The sequence below is a fragment of the Rhizobium sp. RM genome (genome assembly GCF_013390595.1).
Classification (GTDB): domain Bacteria; phylum Pseudomonadota; class Alphaproteobacteria; order Rhizobiales; family Rhizobiaceae; genus Agrobacterium.
The window spans coordinates 45,787-72,260 of sequence record NZ_JACAWV010000007.1; the positions used below are offsets into that span (position 1 = coordinate 45,787).

The 26,474-nt window shown below is 55.5% G+C and carries 20 protein-coding genes; 12 read left to right on the plus strand and 8 right to left on the minus strand.

The genetic code is table 11. The features are described from left to right. Positions 1–7 precede the first annotated feature (7 nt). The 4 genes from HWX89_RS04905 to HWX89_RS04920 all read right to left on the minus strand — a co-directional run bounded on the left by HWX89_RS04905 (position 8) and on the right by HWX89_RS04920 (position 5,221). Positions 8–1,183 carry an efflux RND transporter periplasmic adaptor subunit gene (locus HWX89_RS04905; RefSeq protein WP_138793270.1) on the minus strand — a complete coding sequence of 392 codons (1,176 nt, stop codon included), beginning with the start codon at positions 1,181–1,183 and terminating at the stop codon, positions 8–10. Positions 1,184–1,510: 327 nt separating this feature from the next. After that, entirely contained in the window at positions 1,511–3,016 is a 1,506-nt protein-coding gene (locus HWX89_RS04910; RefSeq protein ID WP_138793271.1) for a sensor domain-containing diguanylate cyclase, read from the minus strand. A 137-nt stretch (positions 3,017–3,153) separates the two neighbouring features. Continuing rightward, entirely contained in the window at positions 3,154–3,969 is an 816-nt protein-coding gene (locus HWX89_RS04915; protein ID WP_138793272.1) for a bifunctional allantoicase/(S)-ureidoglycine aminohydrolase, read from the minus strand. A gap of 172 nt (positions 3,970–4,141) precedes the next feature. Beyond that, positions 4,142–5,221, minus strand: a complete 1,080-nt coding sequence (locus HWX89_RS04920; protein WP_138793526.1) for a class I SAM-dependent methyltransferase — start codon at positions 5,219–5,221, stop codon at positions 4,142–4,144. Positions 5,222–5,505: 284 nt separating this feature from the next. Between HWX89_RS04920 and HWX89_RS04925 the strand changes: the two genes are divergently transcribed. Beyond that, on the plus strand, positions 5,506–7,500 hold the full coding sequence (locus tag HWX89_RS04925; protein ID WP_138793273.1) for a putative bifunctional diguanylate cyclase/phosphodiesterase: 1,995 nt from the start codon (positions 5,506–5,508) through the stop codon (positions 7,498–7,500). 10 nt (positions 7,501–7,510) lie between these two features. Here the strand turns inward: HWX89_RS04925 and HWX89_RS04930 are convergent, their stop codons facing one another. From HWX89_RS04930 to HWX89_RS04940, 3 genes are all read right to left on the minus strand, one after another. Further along, entirely contained in the window at positions 7,511–8,587 is a 1,077-nt protein-coding gene (locus HWX89_RS04930) for an Ldh family oxidoreductase (protein WP_178340627.1), read from the minus strand. A gap of 90 nt (positions 8,588–8,677) precedes the next feature. Beyond that, positions 8,678–11,296, minus strand: a complete 2,619-nt coding sequence (locus tag HWX89_RS04935) for a DNA translocase FtsK (RefSeq protein WP_138793274.1) — start codon at positions 11,294–11,296, stop codon at positions 8,678–8,680. 199 nt (positions 11,297–11,495) lie between these two features. After that, the gene (locus tag HWX89_RS04940; protein WP_138793275.1) at positions 11,496–12,674 is read right to left on the minus strand and encodes an aminotransferase; all 1,179 of its coding nucleotides are present in this window, start codon (positions 12,672–12,674) and stop codon (positions 11,496–11,498) included. Positions 12,675–12,969: 295 nt separating this feature from the next. Here HWX89_RS04940 and HWX89_RS04945 point away from each other — a divergent pair, with 295 nt between their 5' ends. From HWX89_RS04945 to HWX89_RS04975, 7 genes are all read left to right on the plus strand, one after another. Next, a complete protein-coding gene (locus tag HWX89_RS04945) occupies positions 12,970–14,577 on the plus strand; it encodes an ABC transporter substrate-binding protein (RefSeq protein ID WP_138793276.1) in 1,608 nt (535 codons plus the stop codon). 14 nt (positions 14,578–14,591) lie between these two features. Continuing rightward, positions 14,592–15,581, plus strand: a complete 990-nt coding sequence (locus HWX89_RS04950; protein ID WP_138793277.1) for an ABC transporter permease — start codon at positions 14,592–14,594, stop codon at positions 15,579–15,581. Next, positions 15,578–16,408, plus strand: coding sequence for an ABC transporter permease (locus HWX89_RS04955; RefSeq protein ID WP_138793278.1), 831 nt, complete (start codon positions 15,578–15,580; stop codon positions 16,406–16,408). The genes HWX89_RS04950 and HWX89_RS04955 overlap by 4 nt, the downstream gene beginning before the upstream one ends. After that, entirely contained in the window at positions 16,405–17,211 is an 807-nt protein-coding gene (locus tag HWX89_RS04960) for an ATP-binding cassette domain-containing protein (RefSeq protein ID WP_138793279.1), read from the plus strand. The genes HWX89_RS04955 and HWX89_RS04960 overlap by 4 nt, the downstream gene beginning before the upstream one ends. Next, complete coding sequence (locus tag HWX89_RS04965) at positions 17,208–17,981, plus strand: ABC transporter ATP-binding protein (RefSeq protein ID WP_138793280.1); 774 nt, start codon at positions 17,208–17,210, stop codon at positions 17,979–17,981. Before HWX89_RS04960 ends, HWX89_RS04965 begins: the two co-directional genes overlap by 4 nt. Positions 17,982–17,989: 8 nt before the next feature. After that, positions 17,990–19,084, plus strand: coding sequence for a pyridoxal-phosphate-dependent aminotransferase family protein (locus tag HWX89_RS04970; protein ID WP_138793281.1), 1,095 nt, complete (start codon positions 17,990–17,992; stop codon positions 19,082–19,084). Positions 19,085–19,262: 178 nt separating this feature from the next. Further along, positions 19,263–19,451 (plus strand): hypothetical protein, encoded by a 189-nt coding sequence (locus HWX89_RS04975; protein WP_138793282.1) that lies wholly within the window; start codon positions 19,263–19,265, stop codon positions 19,449–19,451. A 104-nt stretch (positions 19,452–19,555) separates the two neighbouring features. On the opposite strand, the gene HWX89_RS04980 is transcribed toward HWX89_RS04975, so the two are convergent. Continuing rightward, entirely contained in the window at positions 19,556–21,367 is a 1,812-nt protein-coding gene (locus tag HWX89_RS04980; protein ID WP_138793283.1) for an IlvD/Edd family dehydratase, read from the minus strand. Positions 21,368–21,887: 520 nt separating this feature from the next. Here HWX89_RS04980 and ytfQ point away from each other — a divergent pair. The 4 genes from ytfQ to yjfF all read left to right on the plus strand — a co-directional run bounded on the left by ytfQ (position 21,888) and on the right by yjfF (position 26,470). Next, positions 21,888–22,847, plus strand: coding sequence for a galactofuranose ABC transporter, galactofuranose-binding protein YtfQ (gene ytfQ, locus HWX89_RS04985; RefSeq protein ID WP_138793284.1), 960 nt, complete (start codon positions 21,888–21,890; stop codon positions 22,845–22,847). A gap of 73 nt (positions 22,848–22,920) precedes the next feature. Then, positions 22,921–24,444: a sugar ABC transporter ATP-binding protein gene (locus HWX89_RS04990; protein WP_138793285.1), complete on the plus strand. Its 1,524-nt coding sequence runs from the start codon at positions 22,921–22,923 to the stop codon at positions 24,442–24,444. Further along, positions 24,444–25,493: an ABC transporter permease gene (locus HWX89_RS04995; RefSeq protein ID WP_178340628.1), complete on the plus strand. Its 1,050-nt coding sequence runs from the start codon at positions 24,444–24,446 to the stop codon at positions 25,491–25,493. Before HWX89_RS04990 ends, HWX89_RS04995 begins: the two co-directional genes overlap by 1 nt. After that, the gene (gene yjfF / locus HWX89_RS05000; RefSeq protein ID WP_138793287.1) at positions 25,490–26,470 is read left to right on the plus strand and encodes a galactofuranose ABC transporter, permease protein YjfF; all 981 of its coding nucleotides are present in this window, start codon (positions 25,490–25,492) and stop codon (positions 26,468–26,470) included. Before HWX89_RS04995 ends, yjfF begins: the two co-directional genes overlap by 4 nt. Positions 26,471–26,474 lie beyond the last annotated feature (4 nt).

A 26,474-nucleotide genomic window follows, 5' to 3' on the forward strand; every position in this document is an offset into this window, starting at 1 on the left:
GTCCTTGTTAGTTCGTGGCCGGGGCAGCGGAACCTGCATTTGCCTCAACGGCATCTGTCCATGGCTCCGGCTTGACCTTGGCGCCTGGCGCCGTTTTCTGGAAACCTTCTGCAACAACCCGATCGCCGGTGTTGATGCCTTCGGAAATAACCCAGCGGTCACCGACGGCGCGATCCACGCTGACGCGACGCTGCTCCACAGTGTCTTCGGCGTTAACGACAAGCACGCTTGCCTGCCCGCCTGCATCGCGTTGCACCGCTTGCTGTGGAACTGCGATTGCCGCTTTCTGGATGCCCTGCTGGATCTGCACACGAACATACATGCCAGGAAGGAGGTCACCGTGAGGATTGGGGAATTCGCCGCGCAAGGTTACCTGCCCCGTAGTTTCGTCGACGGCGGCCTCGGAAAACAGAAGCCGGCCTGCGACGGGATAACGGCTTCCGTTATCGAAAAGGAGATTGACCTCGGCTTCATTTGGCCCGGTCATCAGCTGTCCATCCTGGAGTGCCTTACGCAACCGGATGAGGTCAGCCGCAGGTTGGGTAAAGTCCGCATAGATCGGATCAAGCTGCTGGATGGTCGCAAGATTTTCGGATCCGGTAGCACTGACCAGCGCCCCTTCCGTAATGAGCGCCCTACCAATGCGGCCGGAAATCGGTGCAGTTACATTGGCATACTGAAGATTGAGCCTTGCCTCGGCAACGCCAGCCTCAGCGACAGCAACTTCGGCGTCCGCTTGTGCAAGCATGGCGATCGCATTGTCGAATTCCTGCTGAGAGGCAACATTCGAGCGTCGCAACTGCTGCTGTCGGTCAGAGGTTTGGCGCGCTTGTAGTTGCGCAGCCTGTGCGCGTCTGAGAGTAGCTTCCGCGCTGTCGACACGAACCTGGAACGGAGCTGGATCGATCTTGTAGAGGACATCTCCTTCCTTCACCAGAGAGCCCTGCTCAAAGACGCGTTCGACGATAATTCCCGAAACGCGTGGCCGGACCTCGGCGAGCCTGGTCGGAGCGATACGACCCGGCAAGTCGTTAGTGATCGGAAGCTCTTCCTGTTGTGCCGTTACAACCTTGACGACACCCGGCGGCGGCGCACCTGGGGCAGACGCCGTCTCCTCGCTGCACCCCGCCAGCGCCACGCCCGCCAAAAGCACCGCGAAAACCTGCCCCATTCTCTTCGCCATCATTCGCTCCGAATTCAAAAAAAAATACACAAATTGTTACATACATTCTAACACGTATGTAAAATTTAACAATTGACCTTTCGCAGTGCAGCAGAAGTCTCACAGCCTTGTGAAAGGCAGTGAGAGCCCTTCTGTCATCCAAGGTATGAAAAGGGAGCTTTGAAATTGACGCAAGGTAAAGCGAGCACGCGTGACCGGGCCACCCGAAATTGAGACAATCGCAAGAACTCGTTGGAAATTAACGGAAAAAATTCATGTAAATTCGCGCTTCTTGGAAACCAAGAAGAGTGAAACGCTCACAGCACTACTCGTGGTATGCGGTAAAGGCTATCGCTTCAGAGACAAATTCCGCTCTGTGACGATCGGCTGTTTGACATCATCTGATGGCTCAGCGGCGAGGCGCGCCCGCGCGGCAGCATAATAGGCCTTCTTCTGTTCGTACATGCTGATGTCGGCACGCCGAACCAGCGATTCCATTGTTTCGCCTGCCTCGCTGGTCGCCACACCCAACGAGATACTGAGAGGCGCACTGGAATAAAACTGGTTGTTGATTTTCAGGAGTTCGTTGATCGTATCCACGACCGATGCTGCAATCTGCTTATCGGCTCCGGGCAAGAGGATTGCGAATTCATCGCCACCGATGCGAGCCGCATGGTTTGGCGCTTTTGCCACACCATTCAGGACCTCGCCGACGCGACGGAGAAGCGAGTCCCCCGCGTCGTGCCCGAGACTATCGTTGGCGTCCTTCAACCCATTCAGATCGATAACGATGGCGGAGACCGGGCGAAGCGAATTTCGCTCCAGCCGGTTGAGTTCCTCTGAATAAAATGCCCGGTTATGGAGTTTGGTCAGCACGTCATGCTTGCCGAGATATTCAAGGTAAGCCTCAGCCTTCTTGCGGGCTGTAATATCCGTCAAGGCAACCTGAACAAGCGACCAATCGTGTTCATGCCCGGGAAACACGGAGAAATGCAGCAGCACGTTCCTCATCGAACCGTCAAGCGCGTAGTTCACCACCTCGCGATGATGATTGAGGTTCTCGTTCCAGAGCTCCATCAGCTGCTCGCGGAATGGTTTTTCCATCTCGTCACGGAAGATATCGCGAAGTCGCTGTAGAAGTACCTGGCGATCCGGAGCGCAAAACAGGTCGAGCGTCGCCTGGTTTACGTCAATCACCCTAATCTCGCTCATGCACTGGCGGACGAATTCCGGATGGACATCCATAAACACGCGGAAATCGACGATCCCACGATCGCGCACTTCATCGATAAGGCGCTTGATCCGGGAGAAATCCTCCACCCACAGAGATACAGGCGAGTGCTGGAAAAGACCCTCTGCATAATGACGGTTGAACCGCTCCCGACGTCGGGCTTCTTCACGCTCCGTCACGTCTTCCGTTGTCAACAGAAGACGGGCGAGCGTCTCCTCGTGCCCCGGAACGACCGTCGCCTTCAGCTGGATATCGAGCCGTTTGCCGCCGATGGAATAGTTGACCGCATTACTGGTGAATTCTGACTTCCCGTCCCAGAGCTCAGAAAGCTCGTTGACATGGCTTTCAAGCATGTCGTCGCGGAAAATCCGGTGGAGGTTATCAATAAGGTGCTGCCGATCGTTTGCTTCGAAAAGCTCGAGTGTTCTCGGATTGACGTCCAAAACCCGAATTTTCTGGGAGCAAGTCGCCACCCGCGATTTATCCTCAAGCAGGAAACCGCGTAGGTCTTCGACACCTTCTGCACGCCAGCGGTCGAATTGCTGTTTTACGTCGCTGAAATCCTCGATCCACATCGCTACAGGCGCGAGATTGAAGACATTGGTATCGCTTGTCTCACTCATCCGATGCAATCTTCTTTCTCACGTCGACGCCCCACTGCCGTTCGTCTTGATGGGCAAGCAAAGACTTCGCGCCAACCCAATTCATGACCGTCACCAACTGCGGCAAGCGCCCAGTTGGCATCGGTCGGCAACGTCCGTCACCAGAGTTTAACGTGACGATTGACGTCCTTGTAAAGCAAATAACGGAACCTGCCGGGTCCGCCCGCGTAACAGGCCTGCGGGCAATAGGCGCGCAGCCACATGAAGTCTCCTGCCTGCACCTCCACCCAGTCTTCATTCAGACGATAGACTGCCTTGCCCTCCAGCACATAGAGGCCGTGCTCCATGACGTGCGTTTCCATGAAAGGAATGGTCGCACCCGGCTCGAATGTTACGATATTAAGGTGCATGTCGTACCGAACGTCGGATGGATCGATAAAGCGCGTTGTCGCCCACTTTCCGTCCGTGTCCGGCATTGCAGACATGGTGTGATCGTCTTCATGAGTGAAGATCGCTGGTGGCGGTTCGATGCCGTCTACAGCCTGGAATGCCTTGCGCACCCAGTGGAATTTTACAGCGACGCTCCCGCTATTATGGAGCTTCCATGTCGAGCCTGCCGGCAGAAATGCGAATGACCCGGCGCGGAGTGCGTGCGTCTTGCCATCAAATTCGATTGTCATCTCACCGTCGACGACGAAGATTGCCGCCTCGGCGCGCTGATCGGGCTCTGGCCGGTCACTGCCGCCGCCTGGCGAGACCTCGACAATGTACTGCGCAAAAGTCTCCGAAAATCCGGTCATCGGCCTTGCGATGATCCAGGCACGCGTTTCCGTCCAGTGAGGCAAAACGCTCGTCACAATATCGGACATCACAGTTTTCGGAATAACGGCGTAAGCCGTCTTGAAGACAGCCTTGCTCGAGAGCAGTTCACTCTGCCCTGGCAAGCCACCCATTTCCGAATAGTATTTGCTCATGCTTTCGTTCCATTCCCCAAATGTTGTTGCAAAACCCTTATGCGCGGCGTGACCATTAGGCAACGACAATATCGATTGAACGAGGTCGTATGCGGCCTCAGTTGCCGACGGGCAAAGGATGAAATGCAAATGCAGGCGCTCCCCCTCGCCCGCTACCTGATGCTTCTTTCGATCAGTCTTTCTTGCGGATCGTCGCGTAAACGATGTTGTGGTTCTCACCGAAGAAAACCTCCGCCTCAACCGACGACGGCTCAGCGCTTTCGTTGACGATCTTCCACATATCCGCCTTCGAACGAAGCAGGAGCGCCCAGTTCATGAAGGTCTCCATATATCCATCAACAACAATATCCTCGGAGAAATTGGCGAACAGGAACATCCCGCCCGGTTTGAGCATCTCCATGCACCGTTTCGTCAACTTGATGGCGACCTTGTCGTTAAGGTAGTCGTAGAGCCCAGCGGCGTAGATGAAGTCGAACGTACCGAGTTCTTGTGAGCGCAACACAATATCCCGGACGGATCCATCAATCGCCTCAATGCAGGTGCCGTGGAAATCACGCATCACGGATCCAACACTGATAGGATCCTGATCGAGCGCCACCCACCGCTTGATCCGCTTCTCCTTGAGTGCTGTCGAGTTATTCGCCTCGCGTAGATGCCCCGATGCGATGGTAAGGATTTCCGCATCCCCTGCATGCCGCTCGGCAGCCTCGTCAACGAAGCGTGTCAGGAGATCGCGTCGCTCACGCACCGCAACCGAAGAACTCGCGTCCTTGGTGTAGTCATAAAGAGCAGCCCCAACCGGCGAGGCATTACGGACCAAGCCGGCAACACTCTCATGGCCGTAGATGAAATCGAGAAGCTGGGCATCCCCCGAGTAACCCCGAGGTTTTTCGAACGACCAGCGGGTGAAGGGATCTTCGAGAAAAAAATCAGAAATGGCGTGATTCTGAACGATCGGAATGAGTTCGGCCCACACGCTTGAGTGGATTTTGTCGCGCAAACCATGTAGCGCGCCCGCCGTGAAGTGTATTACTTCCTGGGCGGCAAGACCCTTTTCAATTTGCTGCTGTGCCATTTCGAGAATGAGGGCAATTTCTGCTTTTGCGACAATAAAATTGTCGTCGAATGATTCCGTTCTGCTCGAGAAAATTTCTTTTGCTACAGTATCAGGGGTAATGAGACTTTGGCCGTCCAGATTTCTTTTCTTTATCTGCTTCACATGAGCCTCCAGCGTTAACGCATTGTTAACCATACGTTTCTGGGACAGCGAAGGCCACTCGCTTTCAACTTTTACACATAGTACGAATTTGTTTGGCCCTGATCGTGCCATTTTGGTCACACTCGAACTGTGCCAAAATGCACCTTCAAAATTTAGCAAAACTTAATGCGGCGACCGTATGTTGCGTTTGCCGCTCATTGAGTGATCGTACCCATGGGAGGAACTGGGAGGCATTCAAGACGCCTGCTAAAATACACGGGAAAGTGGAAGATAGAGGCGCCAGCCCACAGTTTTACTAAAACAACATGGGAACGTGCATGAAGCACAACTACGGAGATGTGACAGGCTTACAGAGCCATCGACAGGTTGATGGACAACTGTACGAGGAACTTCTTGCTCTATACCAGCAAGAAGGCGAAAGAACGCGTCGAGGCTCTATTCGCCAGGGTCTCTGGATAGCCGTTGTTGTCTATATTCTTTTTGTCGTCACCGATGCCATTCTGATCCCCGACGTAACTATATACACATTCGTCTCGCGTATGCTTGTCGGCGCAGCGTCGCTGGCAACCCTTGAAATACAATTTCGGCGGAGGGCGAAGACTGCCTCACTCGACCTGACCTGCGCCGCGGCGTTGATCATGGGTTACATTGGCTGGCTAGTACCCGCGCTTTTGACGGAATACGTCGAAAACATGTCTTATTACATGGTGTTCGGCGCAATCTTCATGATGGGCGCTAACCTGTTCTTCAGTTTCCGCTTCTTTCTTTCCCTGATATCGTCCGGCATTATCCTTTTTACTTATTTTCTGGCACTGACCCTCTTTCCTGAGGACATATTCTACAAGGTCGCATTCGGTACGTTCTACATTTCCTGTTTTGTCTTCACCTCCTATGTGAACTGGAACCTGAACCGCGAACGGTATCATGTCTTCCTCAATGCCCAGGAAGCAAAGTCACAGCAGAAAGCAGCTGAGGAACGGGGACTGGCCCTCCTAAGGCTTTCCCACACAGACTCCCTCACCGGACTTGAAAACCGGCGCGCGGTCGATCAGCGCCTACGACTTCTCTGGGAAAACTGGGGTAAAAAGTCAGAGGGTTTTGCTGTCCTTCTCATCGATGTCGACTTCTTCAAGAAATACAACGATTGCTACGGTCATCAGGAAGGCGACCGCTGCCTGATCACCGTTGCAAATGCGTTGCAGGATGCGATCGCCGATTTCGGCGCATCGATCGGGCGTTACGGGGGTGAGGAATTCATCGTTCTCGTCCCGTTCAAGTCCAGGCAGCAGGTCGGTGAACTGGCAGAGATCATTCGCCACACTGTCGAAGACCTCTCACTTGAGCATGAGCAGCGCAGGGACGGGACGTTCGTCGTCACTGTCAGCATTGGCGCGTCCTTCACACGCCAAAACCCGGATGCCAAACTTGAAAAGGTGATCAACGAGGCTGACAGGGCTCTCTATATTGCCAAGGCGAATGGTCGAAACTGCATGAAGCTGTTCGATCCGAACGACCCTCAAACGAGCGACGAGACGGAAAACATCGCCGCGCTCCTCAAAATCGCGATTAACGAGAACCTCGTCTCACTTGTCTATCAGCCGATCCAGAACATGCGGACGAACGAAATCGAGGGCGCCGAGGCCTTGATGCGCTTGCGCTTGCTTGACGGCACTCCCATTCCACCAAGCTTGTTCATCCCGATCGCTGAGCGGACCGGCATCATCAACGACCTCGGTCTCTGGACGATCCGCACCGTCTGCCGTCAGATCTTGACGGATGACAACGTGCGCGTGATCAGCGTCAACGTTTCACCAATGCAGCTCAAGAATCCCGGTTTTGCGACATCTGTCGCTGCCATCCTCGTCGAGGCGGGAATATCTGGTTCGCGCCTCGCCTTCGAAATCACCGAAGGCCTGGAAATGGAGATGCATTCAGATGTCCTGCGGTGCATCAGCGACCTGAAAACACTGGGTATCAACATCTGGCTCGATGACTTCGGAACTGGATTTGCGGGACTTTCCTGGTTGCGCATCACCGACTTTGACACGGTCAAGATCGACCGCTCGTTCCTGCACGACAGCGAAACCCCTCGCGGAAGAGCGATGCTACAGGACATGATAAGACTTGTCCGCAATCGCGGTCACAAGATCCTTATCGAAGGCGTCGAGACGCGCGAACAACTCGCATTGTCACGTGCTCTCCAAATCGATTATGCACAGGGCTATTTCATTGGACGACCTGAGCCCTTGGAGCAATTCCGTGCAGAGCGGCGCCGTTACGCCAGACCCACGGGGCTCGTAAGACCGGCCTGATTAGGCTTGATCAGCGATATTGTGGGGGCTCCACCGCAAAGCGTTCTGCAAGTTCTGCAAAAGCAGTACGCGTAACGGGATCAACCGGAGCACCTTCCCTTTCACGCCTTGCGGCAACTCCCCATTCGCGGTCACCAGGCGCCATAACCTTGCAATCCTCACGCGCCGGAGATTCTCGCAAGACCTCGAGATAGCGCTTCATGCCTTCGTCGAATATGCTGCGTTCAATGAAGGCCTCAGGCTTCAGTGCTATCACGAACGCTCCAAGCCCGCGCGGCGTGGAGAAATCCGGGCCTGGCATTGGAGCGAGATCAAAGCTTAGCTTCATCCCGGTCAGGACGGCGCTGAAAATTTCGACCATACCGGCAAGCGCAGCGCCTTTGAACCCGAACTCTCCACCGAGCGGAGCAAGCATTTCCGCAGTCTTGGGATCACGCGTATCGATGCCATTCCCGTTCGATGCGACGCCTTCAGGCAATGTCGTGCCAAGGCTACGATAGAGCAGGACCCGATTGTAGGGTACCGCGCTCGTTGCCATATCTAGTAACCAGGGCATACCGTCAGGTGCGGGAACGCCAACCGCGATCGGATTCGTACCATGAAACCGCATGGCGCCGTCGTGGAGCCGGACAAAACTGTCTGAGTTACAGAAAGCGATACCGATGAAGCCTTTTTTTGCAGCCTCAAGCGCGTAAGCGCCGGCCGGTCCAAAATGCGAAGAATTGCGTATTGCGACAGCACCGATACCGAACTGACCGGCAAGCGAGATGGCGTTGTCCATCGCATGAAAGGTGGCGCGTGCGCCGTGAGCATGATCCGCGTCTATGGTTTCTACGGCACCAAACCCGCCAACTCGCTTGATTTCGGGGCGGGGGTTCAGCCTCCCACCCGCAAAGGCTGTGATATAGTGCGCGAGCAGGCGTACCCCATGGCTATCAACACCGAGGCGCGTGCCGTGCATCATTGCCCGAGTTGCGGCATCTGACGTCTCTGGATCGACACCGGCTGCTAACAAGACCGAACGGCAAAAGCGGTCCAGTTCTGAAAGCTTTGACAATACGCTTGTCGGTTCTGCCACCAATTGCATGAAAAGCCCCCTCCCGATTCCTCAGACAACGGGCTCCACGCTATTCACCGGGAGCGATTTTGCAACTGCTATCGCACCCGGGAAGGACAGTTAGCTGTCGCTGCCCATAGCCTCGTAGGCGTCACGCTCACCGGCAATAATAGAACGCTTGCCGACATGGTTTGCTGGACCAACGATGCCTTCCTGCTCCATCCGCTCTACGAGAGACGCCGCGCGGTTATAGCCAATCGAAAGGCGCCTCTGAATGTATGAGGTCGAGCATTTCTTGTCGCGCAACACGACCTTGACGGCTTTTTCATAGAGGTCGTCTGTGTCGTCTTCTGCCATAGCGGTCTTATCGAAAACTGCACTATCGTCCTCAGCCTCGTCCTCAGCTTCTTCAGCGTCTTCCGTGACTGTACCAAGGTACTCGGGACGCCCTTGTGTCTTCAAATGCGCGACGACTTTTTCGACTTCTTCGTCAGAGACAAACGGGCCATGAACGCGAGCAATGCGACCACCGCCCATCATGTGCAACATGTCGCCCTGACCGAGCAGATGTTCGGCACCTTGTTCGCCGAGGATAGTACGGCTGTCGATCTTGGAGGTTACCTGGAACGAGATGCGAGTTGGGAAGTTCGCCTTGATAGTCCCGGTGATGACATCGACCGAAGGACGTTGCGTGGCCATGATCAGGTGGATACCTGCAGCACGCGCCATCTGCGCGAGGCGCTGGATCGCACCTTCGATTTCCTTACCGGCAACCATCATCAGGTCTGCCATTTCATCGACGATAACGACGATGTAGGGCATCGCGCTAAGGTCCATTTCCTCCTGCTCATAAACCGCTTCACCGGTTGCCCGATCGAAGCCAGTCTGAACGTTGCAGAACACCGTTTCGCCTTTGGCACGCGCAGTGGCTGCCCTTGCGTTATAGCCATCGATATTGCGTACACCGAGGCGCGACATCTTGCGATACCGGTCTTCCATCTCCCGCACAGCCCATTTCAGGGCCATGACGGCCTTTTTGGGATCTGTAACGACAGGGGTCAGGAGATGTGGAATACCGTCATACACTGACAGCTCAAGCATCTTCGGATCGACCATGATGAGGCGGCACTCTTCTGGCTTAAGGCGGTAGAGGATCGACAGGATCATGGTGTTGATGGCGACAGACTTACCGGATCCGGTCGTGCCTGCGACGAGCAGGTGCGGCATCTTGGCAAGTTCAGCGATAACAGGCTCACCACCGATCGTTTTGCCCAGGCAAAGGGCCAGTTTCTGACGAGTTTCGCTGTAGTCTCCCGATTCAATCAGCTCGCGCAGATAGACCGTTTCTCTGACCGGATTTGGCAACTCGATACCGATGACGTTTCTGCCGGGCACGACGGCGACACGTGCTGAAAGAGCGGACATCGAGCGAGCGATGTCGTCCGACAGACCGATGACGCGAGAAGACTTGACGCCTGGTGCAGGTTCGAACTCGTAAAGCGTTACGACCGGCCCGGGACGGACGTCGATAATTTCACCCTTGACACCGAAGTCTTCAAGCACGCTTTCAAGAAGGCCTGCGCTCTGTTCGAGCGCTTCCGGCGTCATGGTGGTTGTCTGCTGGACACGAGCCTGCTGCAGCAACTCTATCGAAGGGTATTCGTATTCGCCCTCGGCGAAGACCGGTGCGTCACGGAACATCGGCTGCGACGCTTGAAGGGGCGCACGTGCGACGAAGCGTGGCTCGACCGACGGCGGCGGCTCGCAAGCAATAGCTGCCTCGGGTGCTGGAGCATTGATTTCTACTTCAACCGGAGCAGCATTGCCGAGCGGCAACATGGATGATGCGGCCGCACGAACGCCGATTTCGCGATAAAGGCGGACTGCGGATCCACCCGGAACGGTGATGACGGGTGGTTCTGTAGATAGCTCAATCGCCGGCGCAGAGGCAGGAAACGGCATCGGAAGCGAAATTGTTGAGGCCTGCGGGTTTGGCACTGCACCGGGCACGGGTGCCAGATCGAGATCCATCACCTCGAAGAAGATTTCGTCGGGCAAATTCGCTGCAAATGCCGGGAGTACCATAGTTGGCCTGACGGCCTCGTCGGCGGTTAGTCCCTGCACGGGCACGACAGGTACGACAGGCGCCACTCCCGTCACGTCTGCAATTGCGACGGCGACAGCAACGTCTTCCATCACTGTGCTCTGTTCCGCTTGTTGTTTCAGGGCCAGCTCGCGACGCAACTTGTACGTCAAGGCACGCGCACCCTGAGCATGTGGGGGCTGCGGGAGAACGGGGATACGCGGAGGCTGCGGGACCCTTGGCTCCGGCTTCTTGTAAACGGGCGCGACAGCTTCCTCGACCGGTGTAGCAATAACCGGCTCAACGGTTTCGACCTCAATTTCGGCAGGAACGATGTCTGCTTCGTCTTGCTGAGGCTCGACGGCCCCGCGACGTGAGAACGCGCTTTCTGGCGTCCTTGTAAAACGAACATTTGGCCCCAATACAAAAGCATTTTGCCAGCCGGGCATGTCAGAACGCCCCTCTATTGCGTCAGCCGCGACGACATCTGCATTCTGACGAGGACGACTGGTGGAATGATCGGCGTGTGCGCTCGCGACACGACCGACCCCATCATTGGGTTTGGCATGAGGGCTTACGCCCCCCTCCCCTGCGCTATTGCCGGAATTCGGAAAATTGGATCGGGAGAAGGTCATGGCAGCGTGCACACTCATCATAAACGTACATAATTTCGGTCTCCCTGAAATAAAAAATAAAGGTTAACCACCCCTTTCCAACCAGGACCCAACCACGCAATTTTTTCTCTCGGATACGTTCAGCATAGAATAGGAAAAGCGCCCAAGGTTACCCCCAAGCGCTTGTAATTAATTGGTTAAATTGAATTTGATCGCGCCGATCTTGCCGTGCGTGCCAAGCTCACCCTGCCATGGAGAAGTCTTTGAGGCGTGAGGCCAAGCCTTCGATCGTTTTGGCCCCGGCGTTTGCAAAGGCGAAGCGCAAAAAACCATCCTGGCCCGTGCCGAAATAGCTGCCCGGCAGGCAAACCACACCGAATTCACGCGCCATTTTTTCGGCAACGGCAGCGGATGAAACACCGTCGAAGGGATGCCGCACAAATGCGAAATAGGCTCCCGCCGATGCCAGGCCCCATTCTGGCAGCTCACGCATGACCCGGCGAAGAGCGTCAGCGCGCAATGCGATTTCCGACCTGTTTGCTTCCCGCCACTCGACAAGTGCCGGAATGGCCTTTGCAACAGCTGCCTGCGGCGCTCGAGGCGCGCAAATCTGGAGGTTGTCCATGATCTTGGTGATCTCAAAAAGGGCTTTTTCGCCAGCCGTGATGGCACCAAGGCGGTGACCGGGAATGCAATACGACTTTGAGAAGCTGTAGAGCATGATCAGATTTTTTTCCCAGCCCTCGATCTTCATCAGATCATGGGGCCTGTCGTCTCCTGGTGGAAGGAAGTCACGATAGGTCTCATCGAGGATGAGCCACGCGCCGTGTTTTCTGCATGCATGAAATATCTCTGCAAGCAGGCTGGGGGAGTAGACCGCGCCGGTCGGATTGTTGGGTGTTACGACTGCCAACGCCTTAACTCCCTTCGACAGGACGGCATCGACGTCCTCAATCTTGGGCAAAAATCCGTTCTCGGCCGCACATTCGATCAAAACCCGGTTTATTCCGAGCATCTCAAGCGTCGTATCCTGATTGAAGTAGAACGGATTTGTCAGCGCAACGGTATCGCCTGCTCCCGCAACGGCCATCGCGGCACACATAAAGGCCTGATTGCAACCCGACGTGATGTGAATATTGCCGGCATTGAGGCTTACGCCATAGATCGCACCCACATGTTCCGCGTAGGCATCTCTCAGAAGCGTTTCACCTTCAATCGGGCCATAACCGGTATAGGCGATTGAACCTGATGCCTCTGCCAACCAGCCAAGGATGTCCTTATGCGCCGGGTAGCCCGGAACGGCCTGCGAAAGATCAATTGCCGGCCCCTTGCTGCCGTCATAGGCGCGCGCCCACGCAAAAACTGACGGTACAGGCGGCGGGAGGATTGACGCAACGAGCGGATTGAATACGGCAGACATCTTGTTCTCTTGGAAAAGGGGCAGAAGGGTTTCAGCGGGAGGCGACAATCCGTCATCGCGACCCCACATGCAAGTACTGCGTCCAAAATCATAAGAGGCACGTGGTTACGCCGAATGGCTATCCCCACTTTTTGCGATCCGAAGGATATTGTTTCCGCCAATGACCCAGCTGCGTAAATTCATTGCTGTAACACCAACGATTTAGCGTGGACAGTGGCGAGCCCTCGATCATAAGATCGGTGCGAGCCAAATGCTGTTCAGCCGCGCCCGGCTTCCTATCTTCCGGAGTATGTCCATGTTGCCTGTTTCGATTTCCCGCCGCACGCTTCTCAAGACTTCTTTGATCCTTGCGGCTTCAACTGGGCTCACCGGGATTGCCGCCGCCCAGCAGGCAGGTGGAGGTCGACTGATCGTTGCGGCAGACTCCGAGCCGAAGAACCTCAATCCAGCTATTGTCGCCTCGAACGGGGTTTTTTACATCTCCAGCAAGGTCATCGAGCCGCTTGCAGAAGCCTCGTTCAAAGGAAGAGATGGCCTCGAACCTCGACTTGCAACTGAGTGGACCGGTTCGGACGACGGACTGACTGCCACTTTCAAGCTGCGCGAAGGGGTAACATGGCATGACGGCAAGCCATTTACCTCCGCCGATGTAGCCTTTTCGGCGCTCCAGGTATGGAAGCCACTGCAAAATCTTGGACGTCTCGTATTCGCAAATCTCGAGGCTGTTGAGACGCCGGATGACCACACGGCGATTTTCCGCTTCTCAAGCCCCACCCCGTTCCAGCTCGTCCGCAACGCATTGCCGGCCGTGACGAGCGTCTTGCCAAAACACCTTTATGAAGGGACCGATATTGCGAACAACCCTGCAAACACCAAGCCGGTCGGCACCGGTCCCTACGTGTTTGCGGAACACAAACCCGGTGAATATTATCACCTTGCCCGATACGCGAACTACTGGGACAAAAGCCAGGCCCTTCTTGATGATATCATCTACAAGGTTTTGCCGGATCGCGCCGCTGCAGCTTCGGCACTGGAAGCAGACGAGATCCAGCTTGCTGCGTTCTCGGCAGTGCCGCTTGCCGACCTTGAGAGGATCTCAAAAGTACCTGGCATCAAGGTAATCGCTGACGGCTACGAAGCGCTGACCTACCAGCTTGTGGTGGAGATCAACCATCGTCGTAAAGAGCTCTCTGACCTCAAGGTTCGGCAGGCGATTGCCCACGCAATCGATAAGAAATTCGTCGTCGACACCATTTTCCTTGGTTACGCGTCAGCGTCGACTGGACCAATACCCAAGAACTCTACCGAGTTTTATTCGGATGACGTTGCCTCTTACGATTTCGATATCGCAAAGGCGAATGCCCTTCTCGATGAAGCGGGCTATGCGCGAAAGGAGGACGGGACTCGTTTTGCGCTGAAACTTTTGCCCGCGCCATATTTCAACGAGACAAAACAATTCGGCTCTTACCTACGACAGGCGCTCCAAAAGATCGGGATTGATGCCGAGCTGGTAAACAATGATTCCGCTGCTCATCAAAAGGCTGTCTACACCGATCACAACTTCGATCTGGCTGTTGCACCACCGGTTTTCCGCGGTGATCCTGCGATCTCCACGACCATCCTTGTACGCTCCGGGATCCCTGCGGGGGTTGGCTTCTCCAACCAGGGCGGCTACGAAAACAAGTCGGTTGATGAACTGATCGATCAAGCAGCAATCACCGTCAATGCGACTGCAAGAACGGAACTCTATAAGGATTTCCAGAAACAGGTGGTTGCTGACTTACCAATCATCAATGTCGCTGAATGGGGTTTCATCACTGTTGCCCGCGATAGCGTCCACAACGTCGCCAGCAATCCGCGCTGGGCCGTTTCCAACTGGGCCGATACGACAATCAGCAGATAAATGGGGCTTCAGCCATGGCAGGTGCATTGCTGTTGTTGAAGCGAAGAGCACTCACTGCAATTCCGGTGATGTTGATTGTCCTCGTCTTCACATTTGTGCTGATGGAGAACGCATCCGGAGATGCGGTCGACGCCTATCTCGTCTCTATTGGCGGTGGCGATGCGGGGCTTCGCGACGCGCTTCGCCAACAGTATGGTTTGGACGGTTCGATCCTCGCGCGCTTCTGGCTCTACATCACCTCCGTTTTACGGCTCGATCTCGGCTGGTCAGTTTCTTTTGACCGCCCGGTTCTCAACCTCATTCTCGAGCGGCTGCCAAACACGCTACTTTTAATGGCGAGTGCCACAACGCTCGCCTTCCTGTTTGGAACCGCGCTCGGAATTGTCGCTGGTGCGCGTCCTCGTGGCTTGACCGACCGGTTACTGTCGGCAATGTCACTGGCACTATATTCGATGCCAGGATTTTGGCTCGGACTTGTGATGGCAATCGTCTTTGCAGTGCAGTTGCGGTGGCTGCCAACCTCAGGGATCGAAACCGTCGCCTCCGGGAAATCAGGCTTGCCACGAATGCTCGATGTAACAAGGCATCTCGTCTTGCCGGTCGCAAGCCTCGGTCTCATCTACCTCGCCCTTTTCTTGAGAGTGATGCGGACTGCCATGGCGGCAATCTGGCCACTCGAATTCGTATTGTTTGCACAATCGAAGGGCCTTTCGAAATCAAGGATTGTCATCCGGCATGTAGCACGAAATGCCGCGTTGCCGCTCATCACCGTTCTTGGCCTACAATCTGCCACCATGCTTGGGGGCAGCGTCGTCATAGAGAGTGTCTTTGCAATTCCAGGCTTCGGAAGATTGGCGCAGGAAGCCGTGAGCGGTCGCGACACACCGCTTCTTATGGGAATCATCTTGGTGAGCGCGGTGTTTGTGATCCTGGTCAATCTCGCCGTCGATCTCGTTTTATCTGCGCTCGACCCCAGGATTGGGAATGGAGGACAGGTGGGATGAGCTTCCTTTTCCGATTGCTAAAGACCCCTGAGGGCATTACGGGCGCGTCGATCCTGTTGGTGTTGACGGTTGTTGCAATTTCAGCCCCATTGCTTTTTCCCGGCGATCCGCTGTCGATTGTCGGCGCACCGCTCGTTGCTCCTTTTAAAGACCCAGCCTTCCCGCTCGGCACCGATCATCTGGGTCGCGATGTGATCGCCTGTCTCGCTCACGGAGCACAAACCTCGCTGCTCGTCGGACTGGGTGCTGCCCTTGCTGCGCTGGCGGTCGGAACGGTGATCGGTACCGTCGCCGGATTTTCAGGCGGGCTAGTCGATGAGGCCCTGATGAGGCTGGCAGATGCATTCCAGATCGTACCGAGCTTCCTCCTGGCGCTTGCATTCGTCAGTACGATTGGCGCCTCGATGCCGGTGGTTATCATGGCGATTGCGCTTGGCGCATGGGCCGACCCTGCAAAACTGATGCGGACGCAGGTCTTGTCTGTACGTGAGCGCGACTACGTACAATCGGCACGCGCAATCGGCATGCATCCCCTGGAGATTGCATTTCGTCAGGTCTTTCCGAATGCGTTGGGCCCAGTGCTGGCGCTGGCGGCAATCATTGTCGCTGCCGCAATTTTAACAGAGGCAGCACTTTCATTTTTGGGTTTGGGCGATCCTAACATAGTAACATGGGGTTCGATGATCGCAGAAGGACGCAACGTGCTGCGATCTGCAGCGTTTCTTTCCGTTATTCCTGGCCTCGGCCTGCTCATAACCGTCCTTGGCGTTTACCTATTGGGTGAAGGGATCAACACCGCACTCGCGAACAAGGCGAAGTTAGCATGACAGCAACATCGACGCTCTGCCATATCGACCAACTCAGTGTTGCCTATAGCCGGACAGGCGAACCGGCGTTGATAGATGTAACACTCACGATCACCAGAGGGCGGAAGCTGGCGATAATCGGTGAAAGCGGTTCTGGGAAATCGACGCTAGCCAAGGCGATTGCCAACCTCTTACCAGGCAGCGCCACGGTAACTGGTGAAATCACATGGAAGGGTCCATCCGGCAATATCACCAACGCGCCATTGTCTGGCAAAGACATCGGATATGTCTTTCAGGATCCGGGCGCTTCACTCAATCCGCTTTTGACTGTGGGCGAACAGGTTTCAGAGGGTGCGGTTCGTCATCTGGGACTTTCATGGTCTCAAGCAAGGGAACGCGCCCGCGATCTTCTCGAAAAGGTCAATCTGCCGCACCCCACGCACCTGCTTTCGGCCTATCCGCACCAACTGTCAGGTGGACAGCGTCAGCGCGTTGCAATTGCCGCAGCGATAGCTGCAGAACCCTCCATTCTCATTACCGACGAGGCTACGAGTGCGCTTGATACCGTGAGCCAATCCTCGATTATCTCGTTATTAAATGATCTCGTAGTCGAAGATGACCGCACGCTCGTTTTCGTGACACACGATATTGGACTTGCTTCCAGTCTGGCTGACGACATCGCGGTTCTCAGTCGCGGAAGGATGGTCGAAACCGGTCAGGCGGGACCGGTGCTGACGACGCCGACACAGGACTACACCCGGTCGCTTCTCGCGAACTACATAGACTTCGACACTCCATCCCTGATTGATGGAGCCAGGCCATGAGCCTACTTTCGGTAGAGGGTCTCGGCAAGACATTCGAGAGCCCTCAACGCAAAGTCGCCGCACTTGCAGACGTCACGTTCTCCCTGCAGGCCGGTGAAACACTTGGCCTTGCCGGGCCATCAGGTTGTGGCAAATCGACGTTAGCGCGTATTCTGATGCGGCTTATAACAGCCGATGAGGGCACTGTCCGTTTCGACAAGTACGACTGGCTATCACTTGAAGGCAATGACCTTCGCAGAGCGCGGCCGCGCATGCAGATGGTATTTCAGGATACGCATAGCGCTTTCAATCCAAGCGCGACTGTCGAAAGCTCCATTGGTGAACCGTTACGCATCCATAGAGGCGGATCTGTTGCCAAACGATCGCTTGAGATACACGCACTGATGGATCGGGTGGGTTTGCCCTCGATCTACGCTCAACGTTCGGTCTTTAGCCTTTCTGGAGGTCAAAGACAGCGTGTTGCTATCGCACGGGCGCTTGCACTCAGCCCGGCCCTCCTTATCCTTGACGAGGCTGTTTCCGCGCTCGACATATCGGTCAGAAACCAAATCCTGGAGTTGGTGGTAGAAATCCAGCGCGAGACCCAAGTCGCCTGCCTTTTCGTCTCACACGACCTTGCCGTCATCCACGCGGTTTGTCACCGCGTTGCTATCATGGAGAGCGGGCGCATCGTCGAGATCGGGGACACCGGCAAAATCATAAAATTCCCCCAATCGTCAGCCGCGCGGGCCCTTATTGCCGCAGCGCCGCGGCTGTCGAAGACAAGATAGGACATGACATGCGGATGGATATTTCATCGCTCCTGGACGCCCCACCCTACCCTGCGGAGCGATACGGACGCCTTGCTGACAGACTGGCCCTCCTTCTCGGGACGACGAATGACGTTCTTCTCATTCAGGCTGAGGCCGTACTTGCTCTGGAGGCAGTTGCAACCAGCATTGCGCGTGAAGGAATAAGGGCCCTTAACATTGTCACCAGCCCTTACGGCACATGGTTTGGCGACTGGCTGACAAGAGGAGCCGCTGACGTCGACAATGTCTGCGCCCCACCTGCCAAGCCGATCACACTCGAAGCGGTGAGACGAGCGTTGGACAAGGCAGATTATGATGTCTTGTCTATCGTACATGCAGAATCGGCAACCGGCATCCTCAATCCTCTTCCAGAAATCGCCGCACTCGCGAGACAAAAGGGCGTACTTACCATAGTTGACGCCGTTGCATCGATTGGGGGCCATCCTGTTGACGTTGACAGGCTGGGCATTGATATCGCGGTCGTCGGGCCACAGAAAGCGCTGGCCGGCCCGGCCGGCGTTTCAGCCATTTCGGTCAGCCAGAGAGCCTGGAAAATCCTTGACCACGACCGCGCGCCGACAAATTCCATGCTGTCACTCCTCGATCAGAAGAAGCTCTGGCTGGACTGCGGACGGGCAGCTCTCCCAGGTACACCTGCACCGCTGGAATTCTTTGCGCTCGAGGCCGCTCTTGATCGCATCGAGGCAGAAGGACTTCCAGCCGTTCATCGGCGTCACGCGCAGGCAACCCTGGCCACCCGTGCGGCACTTGAAGCACTTGCGACTTCAGCTTGGGTTGACGTACCCGACAACTCTGTCCTGGTCACTACGGCTATCCTGCCGGATGGGATAGACAGGGACACCTTCCTCACCGCAGCGAACTCTAAGCCAGGCGCCGACATTACCGCTGGCGTTGGACCTGGTGCCGAACGCCTGTTCAGGCTGAACCACACCGGACGTCGCGCGTCAGAAGAAGCCGTGAGGTCGAACATCGCCGCAGTTTCTGCGGCCCTTCGGCAGGCTGGATTGCCATCAGATGACGAAGCTGGTCAGTTGGCCCTTGCCTCCGTCTACGGTGCGTGAAATCCCCTCGATTTTGCGGGGGAAAAACGTAAATTCCATCGAAAGGCCGCAAGGAAGAACAGCTGCGCATAGGTTCTTGTTAAAAATAGTAGACAAATCCCCGGCGTAATCTTGACGAAATCGTGGCAAAACGCGAAACTTAACACAACGTTAAACTGCGTGATAAAGGGGATTGGCCATGGTAGCAGGATTTAATATGCTTTCCTTTGACCTGTTCGGCATCGGCCGGAGAGCACCGATGCAGCCCGAGCGGGCCGAAACAGAATTCCAGAACCCCAAGTCTCCGAAGCCGGACAACGAACCCGATCAGCACGATAAGGATCAGGAATATGAACTGTTCTTCTGGTCGCTTTATCCGGTGATCTGAAGTTACAAATGGAAAAACAAAACCCGGCGGATCGCTCCTGCCGGGTTTTTTATTGTCTTGTCAGAGGTGATGCTGTGCACGGATGACCATGCACAGCAACATTCTTAGTGGTTGTCGCGCGGAAGCCCCTTTGTCTGAGCAATGCGCTGATATTTGACTGCTGGCTCGAGGACAGCACCTGTTTCCATCTGGCTGACGATACCGCGCTGGATTTCCTGCCACGGTGTCTGGTGATCCGGGAACTTGTAACCGCCATCAGCAGAAAGTGCCGCATAACGATTGGCAAGCTCCTCGCCGGAAATCAGGATATCTGCCGTGCCGCGACCGACGTCAACACGAACGCGGTCACCCGTTTGAAGAACAGCCAAGCCACCGCCTGCCGCTGCTTCTGGCGAGGCGTTGAGAATGGATGGGCTGCCTGATGTGCCGGACTGACGGCCATCACCGATGCAAGGCAGTGAGTTGACGCCTTCCTTGAGCAGGTAATCGGGAGCGCGCATGTTGACGACTTCAGCCGCGCCCGGATAACCGATCGGGCCGGCACCGCGCATGAACAGAATGGTGTTCGCATCGATCTTCAGCGACGGATCGTCGATGCGGTGGTGATAGTCCTCTGGACCATCGAACACGACAGCGCGGCCTTCAAATGCTTCGGGATCATTGGGGTTCGAAAGATATCGGTCACGAAATTCTTTCGAGATCACGCTGGTCTTCATGATCGCCGACGAGAACAGGTTGCCGCGCAGAACGCGGAAGCCTGCGCGCTCCTTGAGCGGCTGCTCGTAAGGACGGATAACTTTCTCATCTTCAATGATCGCACCACGGCAGTTATCGCCGATCGTCTTTCCATTGACGGTCATAGCGTCTTCCTTGATGAGCCCTTGGGTCATCAACTGGTTGACGACTGCGGGTACACCACCGGCGTGGTAATAGTCTTCACCGAGATATTCACCGGCCGGCTGCAGGTTGACAAGCAACGGCACGTCTTCGCCGTAGGTCTGCCAGTCGTCGACCGTCAGTTCTACGCCCACATGGCGGGCAAGACCATTCAGATGGATCGGAGCGTTGGTGGAGCCACCGATGGCAGAGTTAACGCGAATGGCGTTGATGAATGCATCCTTCGTCATGATGTCGGACGGCTTCAGATCTTCTTTGACCATTTCGACGATGCGAAGACCTGTCAGGTAAGATACCTCCTGACGATCGCGGTAAGGCGCAGGAATTGCGGCCGAACCGGGAAGCTGCATGCCAAGTGCTTCGGCGAGCGAATTCATGGTCGTTGCCGTGCCCATGGTGTTGCAATAGCCGGTAGATGGCGCAGACGAAGCAACAAGCTTGACGAACCCCTGATAGTCGATTTCACCCTTAGCCAGGAGCTCACGTGCCTTCCAGACGATGGTGCCCGAGCCTGTCCGTTCTCCACGGAACCAGCCGTTCAGCATAGGACCGACGGACAATGCGATGGCAGGAATGTTGACGGTGGCCGCCGCCATAAGACAGGCAGGCGTCGTCTTGTCGCAACCGATCGTCAGAACCACACCATCGAGCGGGTAGCCGTAAAGTACTTCAACGAGACCGAGATAAGCCAGGTTGCGGTCTAGACCTGCGGTCGGACGCTTGCCTGTCTCCTGAATTGGGTGGACCGGAAACTCGATGGCGATACCACCGGCTTCACGGATACCTTCACGCAGGCGATTTGCGAGTTCAAGATGATGACGGTTGCAGGGTGAAAGGTCAGAACCGGTCTGCGCGATACCGATGATCGGGCGGTCGGACTGCAATTCGGCCTGGCTCAGACCGAAGTTCATGTATCGCTCGAGATATAGCGCTGTCATATCCGCGTTCGCGGGATTGTCGAACCATGCGCGCGAGCGAAGCTTGCCCTGGGTTGCGGGTAGATTGTCGGATTTAGTCATGATGCAGGTCTCCAGCCTGAAGTGGCCAACGGTAAAATATTATCAAATGCGACAAGCTTATGTTGCACGCACAGAAAATGGAATCAGCATAAGGAGATCAGGCATAGCCGACAGAGGGCAGAGAGACGAGGCATAACGCGCCTGCTTTCAAATTTAGTCGAACATTTTTCGATGTTTAGTACCATAACGGCACTCCGCAGCTTGGTTCCGGATCACCTGGGCAAACCGTTTTCCCCGGGATTTCCTCATCCCGGACCCAACTGGCTCCACCCGTTATTTGTATTACTATTAAATCCGAGCCTCTGATGTCAAGGTTTCAAACAGGCGAAATCCACCCCGCTCGACAGAAGTACACTTCTGATCCCCTAACATATTATATTATTGATTTATCTAGATCTTAATTGGTTTCACCCCCTCTTTACACCCATGCACGAGCGAACAGCCTCAAAAAACACTTTTCAAAGATATTACTATATGCTCATACTGCCGTGTCAGCTGACTTCATCTCTGGGAGGATAAGATGAGAAAAGCAATCGCGGCAGTCACTGTCGCACTTTCAACATGCCTTGCATCCGGCGTTTCTGCGCAATCGCTCACCGTCGGTTTTTCGCAGATCGGTTCTGAATCCGGTTGGCGCGCGGCAGAAACAACGGTCACAAAGCAGCAGGCAGAAAAGCGTGGCATCACGCTTAAATTCGCTGATGCACAGCAAAAACAGGAAAACCAGATCAAGGCCGTTCGCGGCTTCATCGCTCAGGGTGTCGACGCAATCCTGATTGCGCCAGTCGTCGCCACCGGATGGGATGCTGTCCTGAAGGAAGCCAAGGAAGAAAACATCCCTGTCATACTCCTCGACCGCCAGATCGAGGCACCCGACAGTCTGTATCTGACAGCCGTGACATCCGATCAGGTCCATGAAGGCAAGGTCGCGGGCGACTGGCTCGCCAAGGACGTCGGCTCTAAGGACTGCAAAGTGGTCGAATTGCAGGGCACGACCGGTTCGTCGCCTGCCATTAACCGCAAGAAGGGCTTTGAGGAGGCAATTGCCTCGCACAGCAACATCAAGATTGTTCGTTCGCAGACCGGTGACTTTACCCGCACCAAAGGCAAAGAAGTGATGGAAAGCTTCATTAAGGCCGAGGGCGGCGGCAAGGATATCTGTGCCGTCTACGCACACAATGATGACATGGCTGTCGGTGCAATCCAGGCAATCAAGGAAGCAGGCCTAAAGCCCGGAACCGATATCAAGGTTGTCTCGATCGACGCTGTTCCGGACATCTTCAAAGCCATGGCAGATGGTGAAGCGAATGCAACGGTGGAACTGACACCGGACATGGCAGGACCGGCGTTTGATGCACTGGATGCCTATCTGAAGGACAAGAAGGAGCCGGCTAAGTGGATACAGACTGAATCCAAGCTCTACACGTCGTCCGATGATCCTATGAAGGTCTACGAGGCGAAGAAGGGGCTCGGATATTAATCCAGGCTCCACTTCAGGCGGAGCGGTACAGATGTGCCGTTCCGCACTCTCGATCCATCTGGGAAACTGCGAAATGTCCGAACCGGCCACACTTTTGGAAGCACGCGCGATCGGCAAAGCCTTCCTCGGGATCAAAGCCCTTGATGGCGTCGATTTCTCGGTGCAGCGCGGTGAAATTCACGCGCTCCTCGGCGAAAACGGCGCGGGAAAATCAACTCTCATTAAAATTCTGACGGGCGTATATCATCGCGACAGCGGCTCGGTATTGCTGGAAGGTCAGGAGATCTCCCCGGCCAATGTTGGCGATGCACAGGCGCTCGGCATCGGCACGGTCTACCAGGAAGTGAACCTCCTAGAAAACCTCACGGTTGCCGAAAACCTTTTCCTAGGCCGCCAGCCGCGACGGTTCGGCATGATCGACCGCCGTGAGATGAACAGGCGTGCGCTGGAATTGCTTTCGCGTTATGGCCTATCGATCGATGTGAACGCACTGCTTTCAACCTATTCCGTCGCAATACGCCAGATCATCGCCATTGCCCGAGCGGTCGACCTATCCGGCAAGGTCCTTGTTCTGGATGAACCAACAGCGAGCCTGGATACGCACGAGGTTGAGATGCTCTTCGGGGTCCTCAGGCAATTGCGGAAGCAAGGTATCGGCACCGTCATCATCACGCATTTTCTCAATCAGGTGTATGACATTGCCGACCGGGTGACCGTCCTGCGCAACGGTAAGCTCGTTGGCACCCGAGCCATTGGAGATCTGCCGCGTGCCGATCTGATTTCAATGATGCTCGGGCGTGAGTTACAGCACATCACGCATGATCATGAGGCGACCGAACAGACCATCACAGAGCGCGAGGCATCGATCCGCTTCGAGAATTACGGTAAGCGGGGCAGCGTCGCGCCATTCGATCTTGATGTGCGGGCGGGCGAAATTGTTGGCATCGCCGGTCTTCTCGGATCTGGTCGTACGGAAACGGCGTTCCTGCTGTTTGGCGTTGAACGCCCAGACAGCGGCAGAGCGATCATCGACGGCGCGCCGGTCGCAATCACCTCTCCCGAAGCAGCAATCGCAGCAGGATTCGGTTTCTGTCCCGAAGAGCGAAAGACCGACGGCATCATCGGCGACTTGTCTGTAACAGATAACATCGCGCTCGCCCTCCAGGCGAGGCAAGGCTGGGCCAGACCACTTTCCCGAAAACAGAAATCCGAGCTCGCAAAAGATTTCATTCAGTCCCTCGACATACGCCCCGCCGATCCGGATCGGCCGATCAAGTTTCTGTCTGGGGGAAATCAGCAAAAGGCCATTCTCGCTCGTTGGCTTGCGACCAATCCAAGGCTTCTGATCCTGGACGAGCCGACACGCGGGATCGATATCGGCGCCCATGCGGAAATTCTGAAGATGATAGAGAGGCTGTGCGCAGAAGGCATGTCTCTGGTTGTCATATCGTCCGAACTCGAGGAATTGACGGCGATAGCACACCGCGTGGTCGTCCTGTCGGACAGGCGTCATGTACGTGAGCTCGCGGGAGCAGATGTAACAGCAGACAACATCATGCGTGCCATTGCAGATGCAGCACGAACGGAGGCTGCTTGATGCACGCGATCAAAAAACGCCTGAAAAGACTGTTTCCCCAGATTGCCGCCCTGGTTGTCATTCTCACCGCTATCACGGTGATTTCTCCCGGGTTTCTCAATGTTTCTTTCCAGAACGGGCGCCTCTACGGCAGCCTCATCGACATCCTGGTGCGCGCCGCACCGGTTGCGCTTTTGACTGTCGGGATGACGCTGGTTATCGCGACAAGGGGCATTGACCTTTCCATTGGTGCCGTGATTGCGATTTGCGGCGCGGTTGCGGCGACACTGATCAGTGAAGGGCACTCCATTGCATCTGTTATCGTTATATCTCTTGCCGTCGGCATAGCGTGCGGCATCTGGAATGGTGTGTTGGTTGCAGTTCTCGATATCCAGCCCATCATCGCAACGCTCATATTGATGGTCGCGGGACGCGGGATCGCGCAGCTCATCACCGAGGGTGTCATTCTGACCTTCAACAATGATGGCTTTGCCGCGATCGGTTCAGGCACTCTTGCAGGCATTCCGCTGCCTGTCATCATCTGGGCAGCGACAGCGTTGGTTATCGGACTGCTGGTTCGCAAGACGGCACTCGGGTTTCTGATTGAGGCAACCGGTATCAACCGACGGGCCGCCTCTCTGGCAGGTGTGCGAGCCCGTTTCCTTCTGTTTTTCGCCTACGCCGTATCGGGATTGTGTGCAGCAATCGCCGGCATGATTGTCACCGCCGATATCCGCGGCGCCGACGCCAACAATGCCGGTCTTTGGCTTGAGCTCGATGCTATCTTGGCAGTGGTCATCGGCGGAACGTCTCTGAATGGGGGCCGCTTCTCGATCACGGCATCGCTGATTGGTGCCCTGATCATCCAGACGATCAACACCGGTATTCTGGTGTCGGGATTTCCGCCGGAATTCAATCTCATTATCAAGGCGGGTATCATTATTGTCGTGCTTACACTGCAATCTCCGGCAATTTTGACCCTTCTCGATTTTCTCAAAACCTCTAGGCCGAAGCCTCAAACCCCATCCCATACTGCCAACGGCGTGGGTAAAGAGGGAGCAGCGCGATGATACACAGCCGCAATCTTCCCTTCCTCACCACTCTGACGATCTTCGTCATCGCCTATATTCTTTGCGTCATTCAGTATCCGGCAATCTTCTCAACCCGCGTGATCGGTAACCTTCTGACGGACAACGCCTTCTTGGGGATTGCCGCAGTCGGAATGACCTTCGTCATATTGTCTGGCGGGATCGACCTATCGATAGGGTCTGTTATCGCCTTCACAAGTGTCTTCGTCGCGGTCATGGTTGGAACCTATAACGTCCACCCGCTGCTCGCCTTTGCAGTAGTATTGGCGATCTCAACTCTGTTCGGCTGCCTGATGGGGGCGATGATCCGGTTCCTGTCTATCCCACCATTTGTGGTGACGCTTGCGGGTATGTTTCTGGCACGTGGTGCAGCCTATCTGATCTCGACGCAATCCGTGCCGATCTCCCATCCCTTTATCGATGCGATCCAGGGGTTTTACGTCCGCTTCCCGGGCGGCGGCCGACTGACGGCTCTTGCAATGTTGATGCTCATTGTCTTTGCAGCAGGCATCCTAATTGCAAGCCGCACGCGCTTTGGAGCCAATGTCTATGCACTTGGAGGTAATGTACAATCCGCCGAGCTCATGGGCGTTCCGATCGGGTCCACGACAATTGGTATTTATGCGCTCTCCGGCTTTTTGTCGGGCCTATCTGGCATCGTCTATACGCTCTACACCTCCTCAGGCTATTCATTGGCAACGGTCGGTGTTGAACTTGATGCAATCGCAGCCGTTGTCATAGGCGGTACCCTTCTGACGGGCGGCACCGGATTGGTGGCCGGAACATTTGTCGGGCTTCTTATTCAGGGACTGATCCAGACATACATCGTTTTTGACGGCACACTTTCATCGTGGTGGACGAAAATCGCCATCGGCATTCTGCTTTTCGTCTTCATCGTGTTGCAGCGCGCAATCATCTGGTATTCAAACAGGAGACTGGCCGGGCCACATCCGGCCTGAAACA

Coding starts and splice junctions, on each gene's coding strand:
- HWX89_RS04905 (WP_138793270.1), bottom strand. CDS start 1,183: ATGGCGAAGAGAATGGGGCAGGTTTTCGCGGTGCTTTTGGCGGGCGTG.
- HWX89_RS04910 (WP_138793271.1), bottom strand. CDS start 3,016: ATGAGTGAGACAAGCGATACCAATGTCTTCAATCTCGCGCCTGTAGCG.
- HWX89_RS04915 (WP_138793272.1), bottom strand. CDS start 3,969: ATGAGCAAATACTATTCGGAAATGGGTGGCTTGCCAGGGCAGAGTGAA.
- HWX89_RS04920 (WP_138793526.1), bottom strand. CDS start 5,221: ATGGTTAACAATGCGTTAACGCTGGAGGCTCATGTGAAGCAGATAAAG.
- HWX89_RS04925 (WP_138793273.1), top strand. CDS start 5,506: ATGAAGCACAACTACGGAGATGTGACAGGCTTACAGAGCCATCGACAG.
- HWX89_RS04930 (WP_178340627.1), bottom strand. CDS start 8,587: ATGCAATTGGTGGCAGAACCGACAAGCGTATTGTCAAAGCTTTCAGAA.
- HWX89_RS04935 (WP_138793274.1), bottom strand. CDS start 11,296: ATGATGAGTGTGCACGCTGCCATGACCTTCTCCCGATCCAATTTTCCG.
- HWX89_RS04940 (WP_138793275.1), bottom strand. CDS start 12,674: ATGTCTGCCGTATTCAATCCGCTCGTTGCGTCAATCCTCCCGCCGCCT.
- HWX89_RS04945 (WP_138793276.1), top strand. CDS start 12,970: ATGTTGCCTGTTTCGATTTCCCGCCGCACGCTTCTCAAGACTTCTTTG.
- HWX89_RS04950 (WP_138793277.1), top strand. CDS start 14,592: ATGGCAGGTGCATTGCTGTTGTTGAAGCGAAGAGCACTCACTGCAATT.
- HWX89_RS04955 (WP_138793278.1), top strand. CDS start 15,578: ATGAGCTTCCTTTTCCGATTGCTAAAGACCCCTGAGGGCATTACGGGC.
- HWX89_RS04960 (WP_138793279.1), top strand. CDS start 16,405: ATGACAGCAACATCGACGCTCTGCCATATCGACCAACTCAGTGTTGCC.
- HWX89_RS04965 (WP_138793280.1), top strand. CDS start 17,208: ATGAGCCTACTTTCGGTAGAGGGTCTCGGCAAGACATTCGAGAGCCCT.
- HWX89_RS04970 (WP_138793281.1), top strand. CDS start 17,990: ATGCGGATGGATATTTCATCGCTCCTGGACGCCCCACCCTACCCTGCG.
- HWX89_RS04975 (WP_138793282.1), top strand. CDS start 19,263: ATGGTAGCAGGATTTAATATGCTTTCCTTTGACCTGTTCGGCATCGGC.
- HWX89_RS04980 (WP_138793283.1), bottom strand. CDS start 21,367: ATGACTAAATCCGACAATCTACCCGCAACCCAGGGCAAGCTTCGCTCG.
- ytfQ (WP_138793284.1), top strand. CDS start 21,888: ATGAGAAAAGCAATCGCGGCAGTCACTGTCGCACTTTCAACATGCCTT.
- HWX89_RS04990 (WP_138793285.1), top strand. CDS start 22,921: ATGTCCGAACCGGCCACACTTTTGGAAGCACGCGCGATCGGCAAAGCC.
- HWX89_RS04995 (WP_178340628.1), top strand. CDS start 24,444: ATGCACGCGATCAAAAAACGCCTGAAAAGACTGTTTCCCCAGATTGCC.
- yjfF (WP_138793287.1), top strand. CDS start 25,490: ATGATACACAGCCGCAATCTTCCCTTCCTCACCACTCTGACGATCTTC.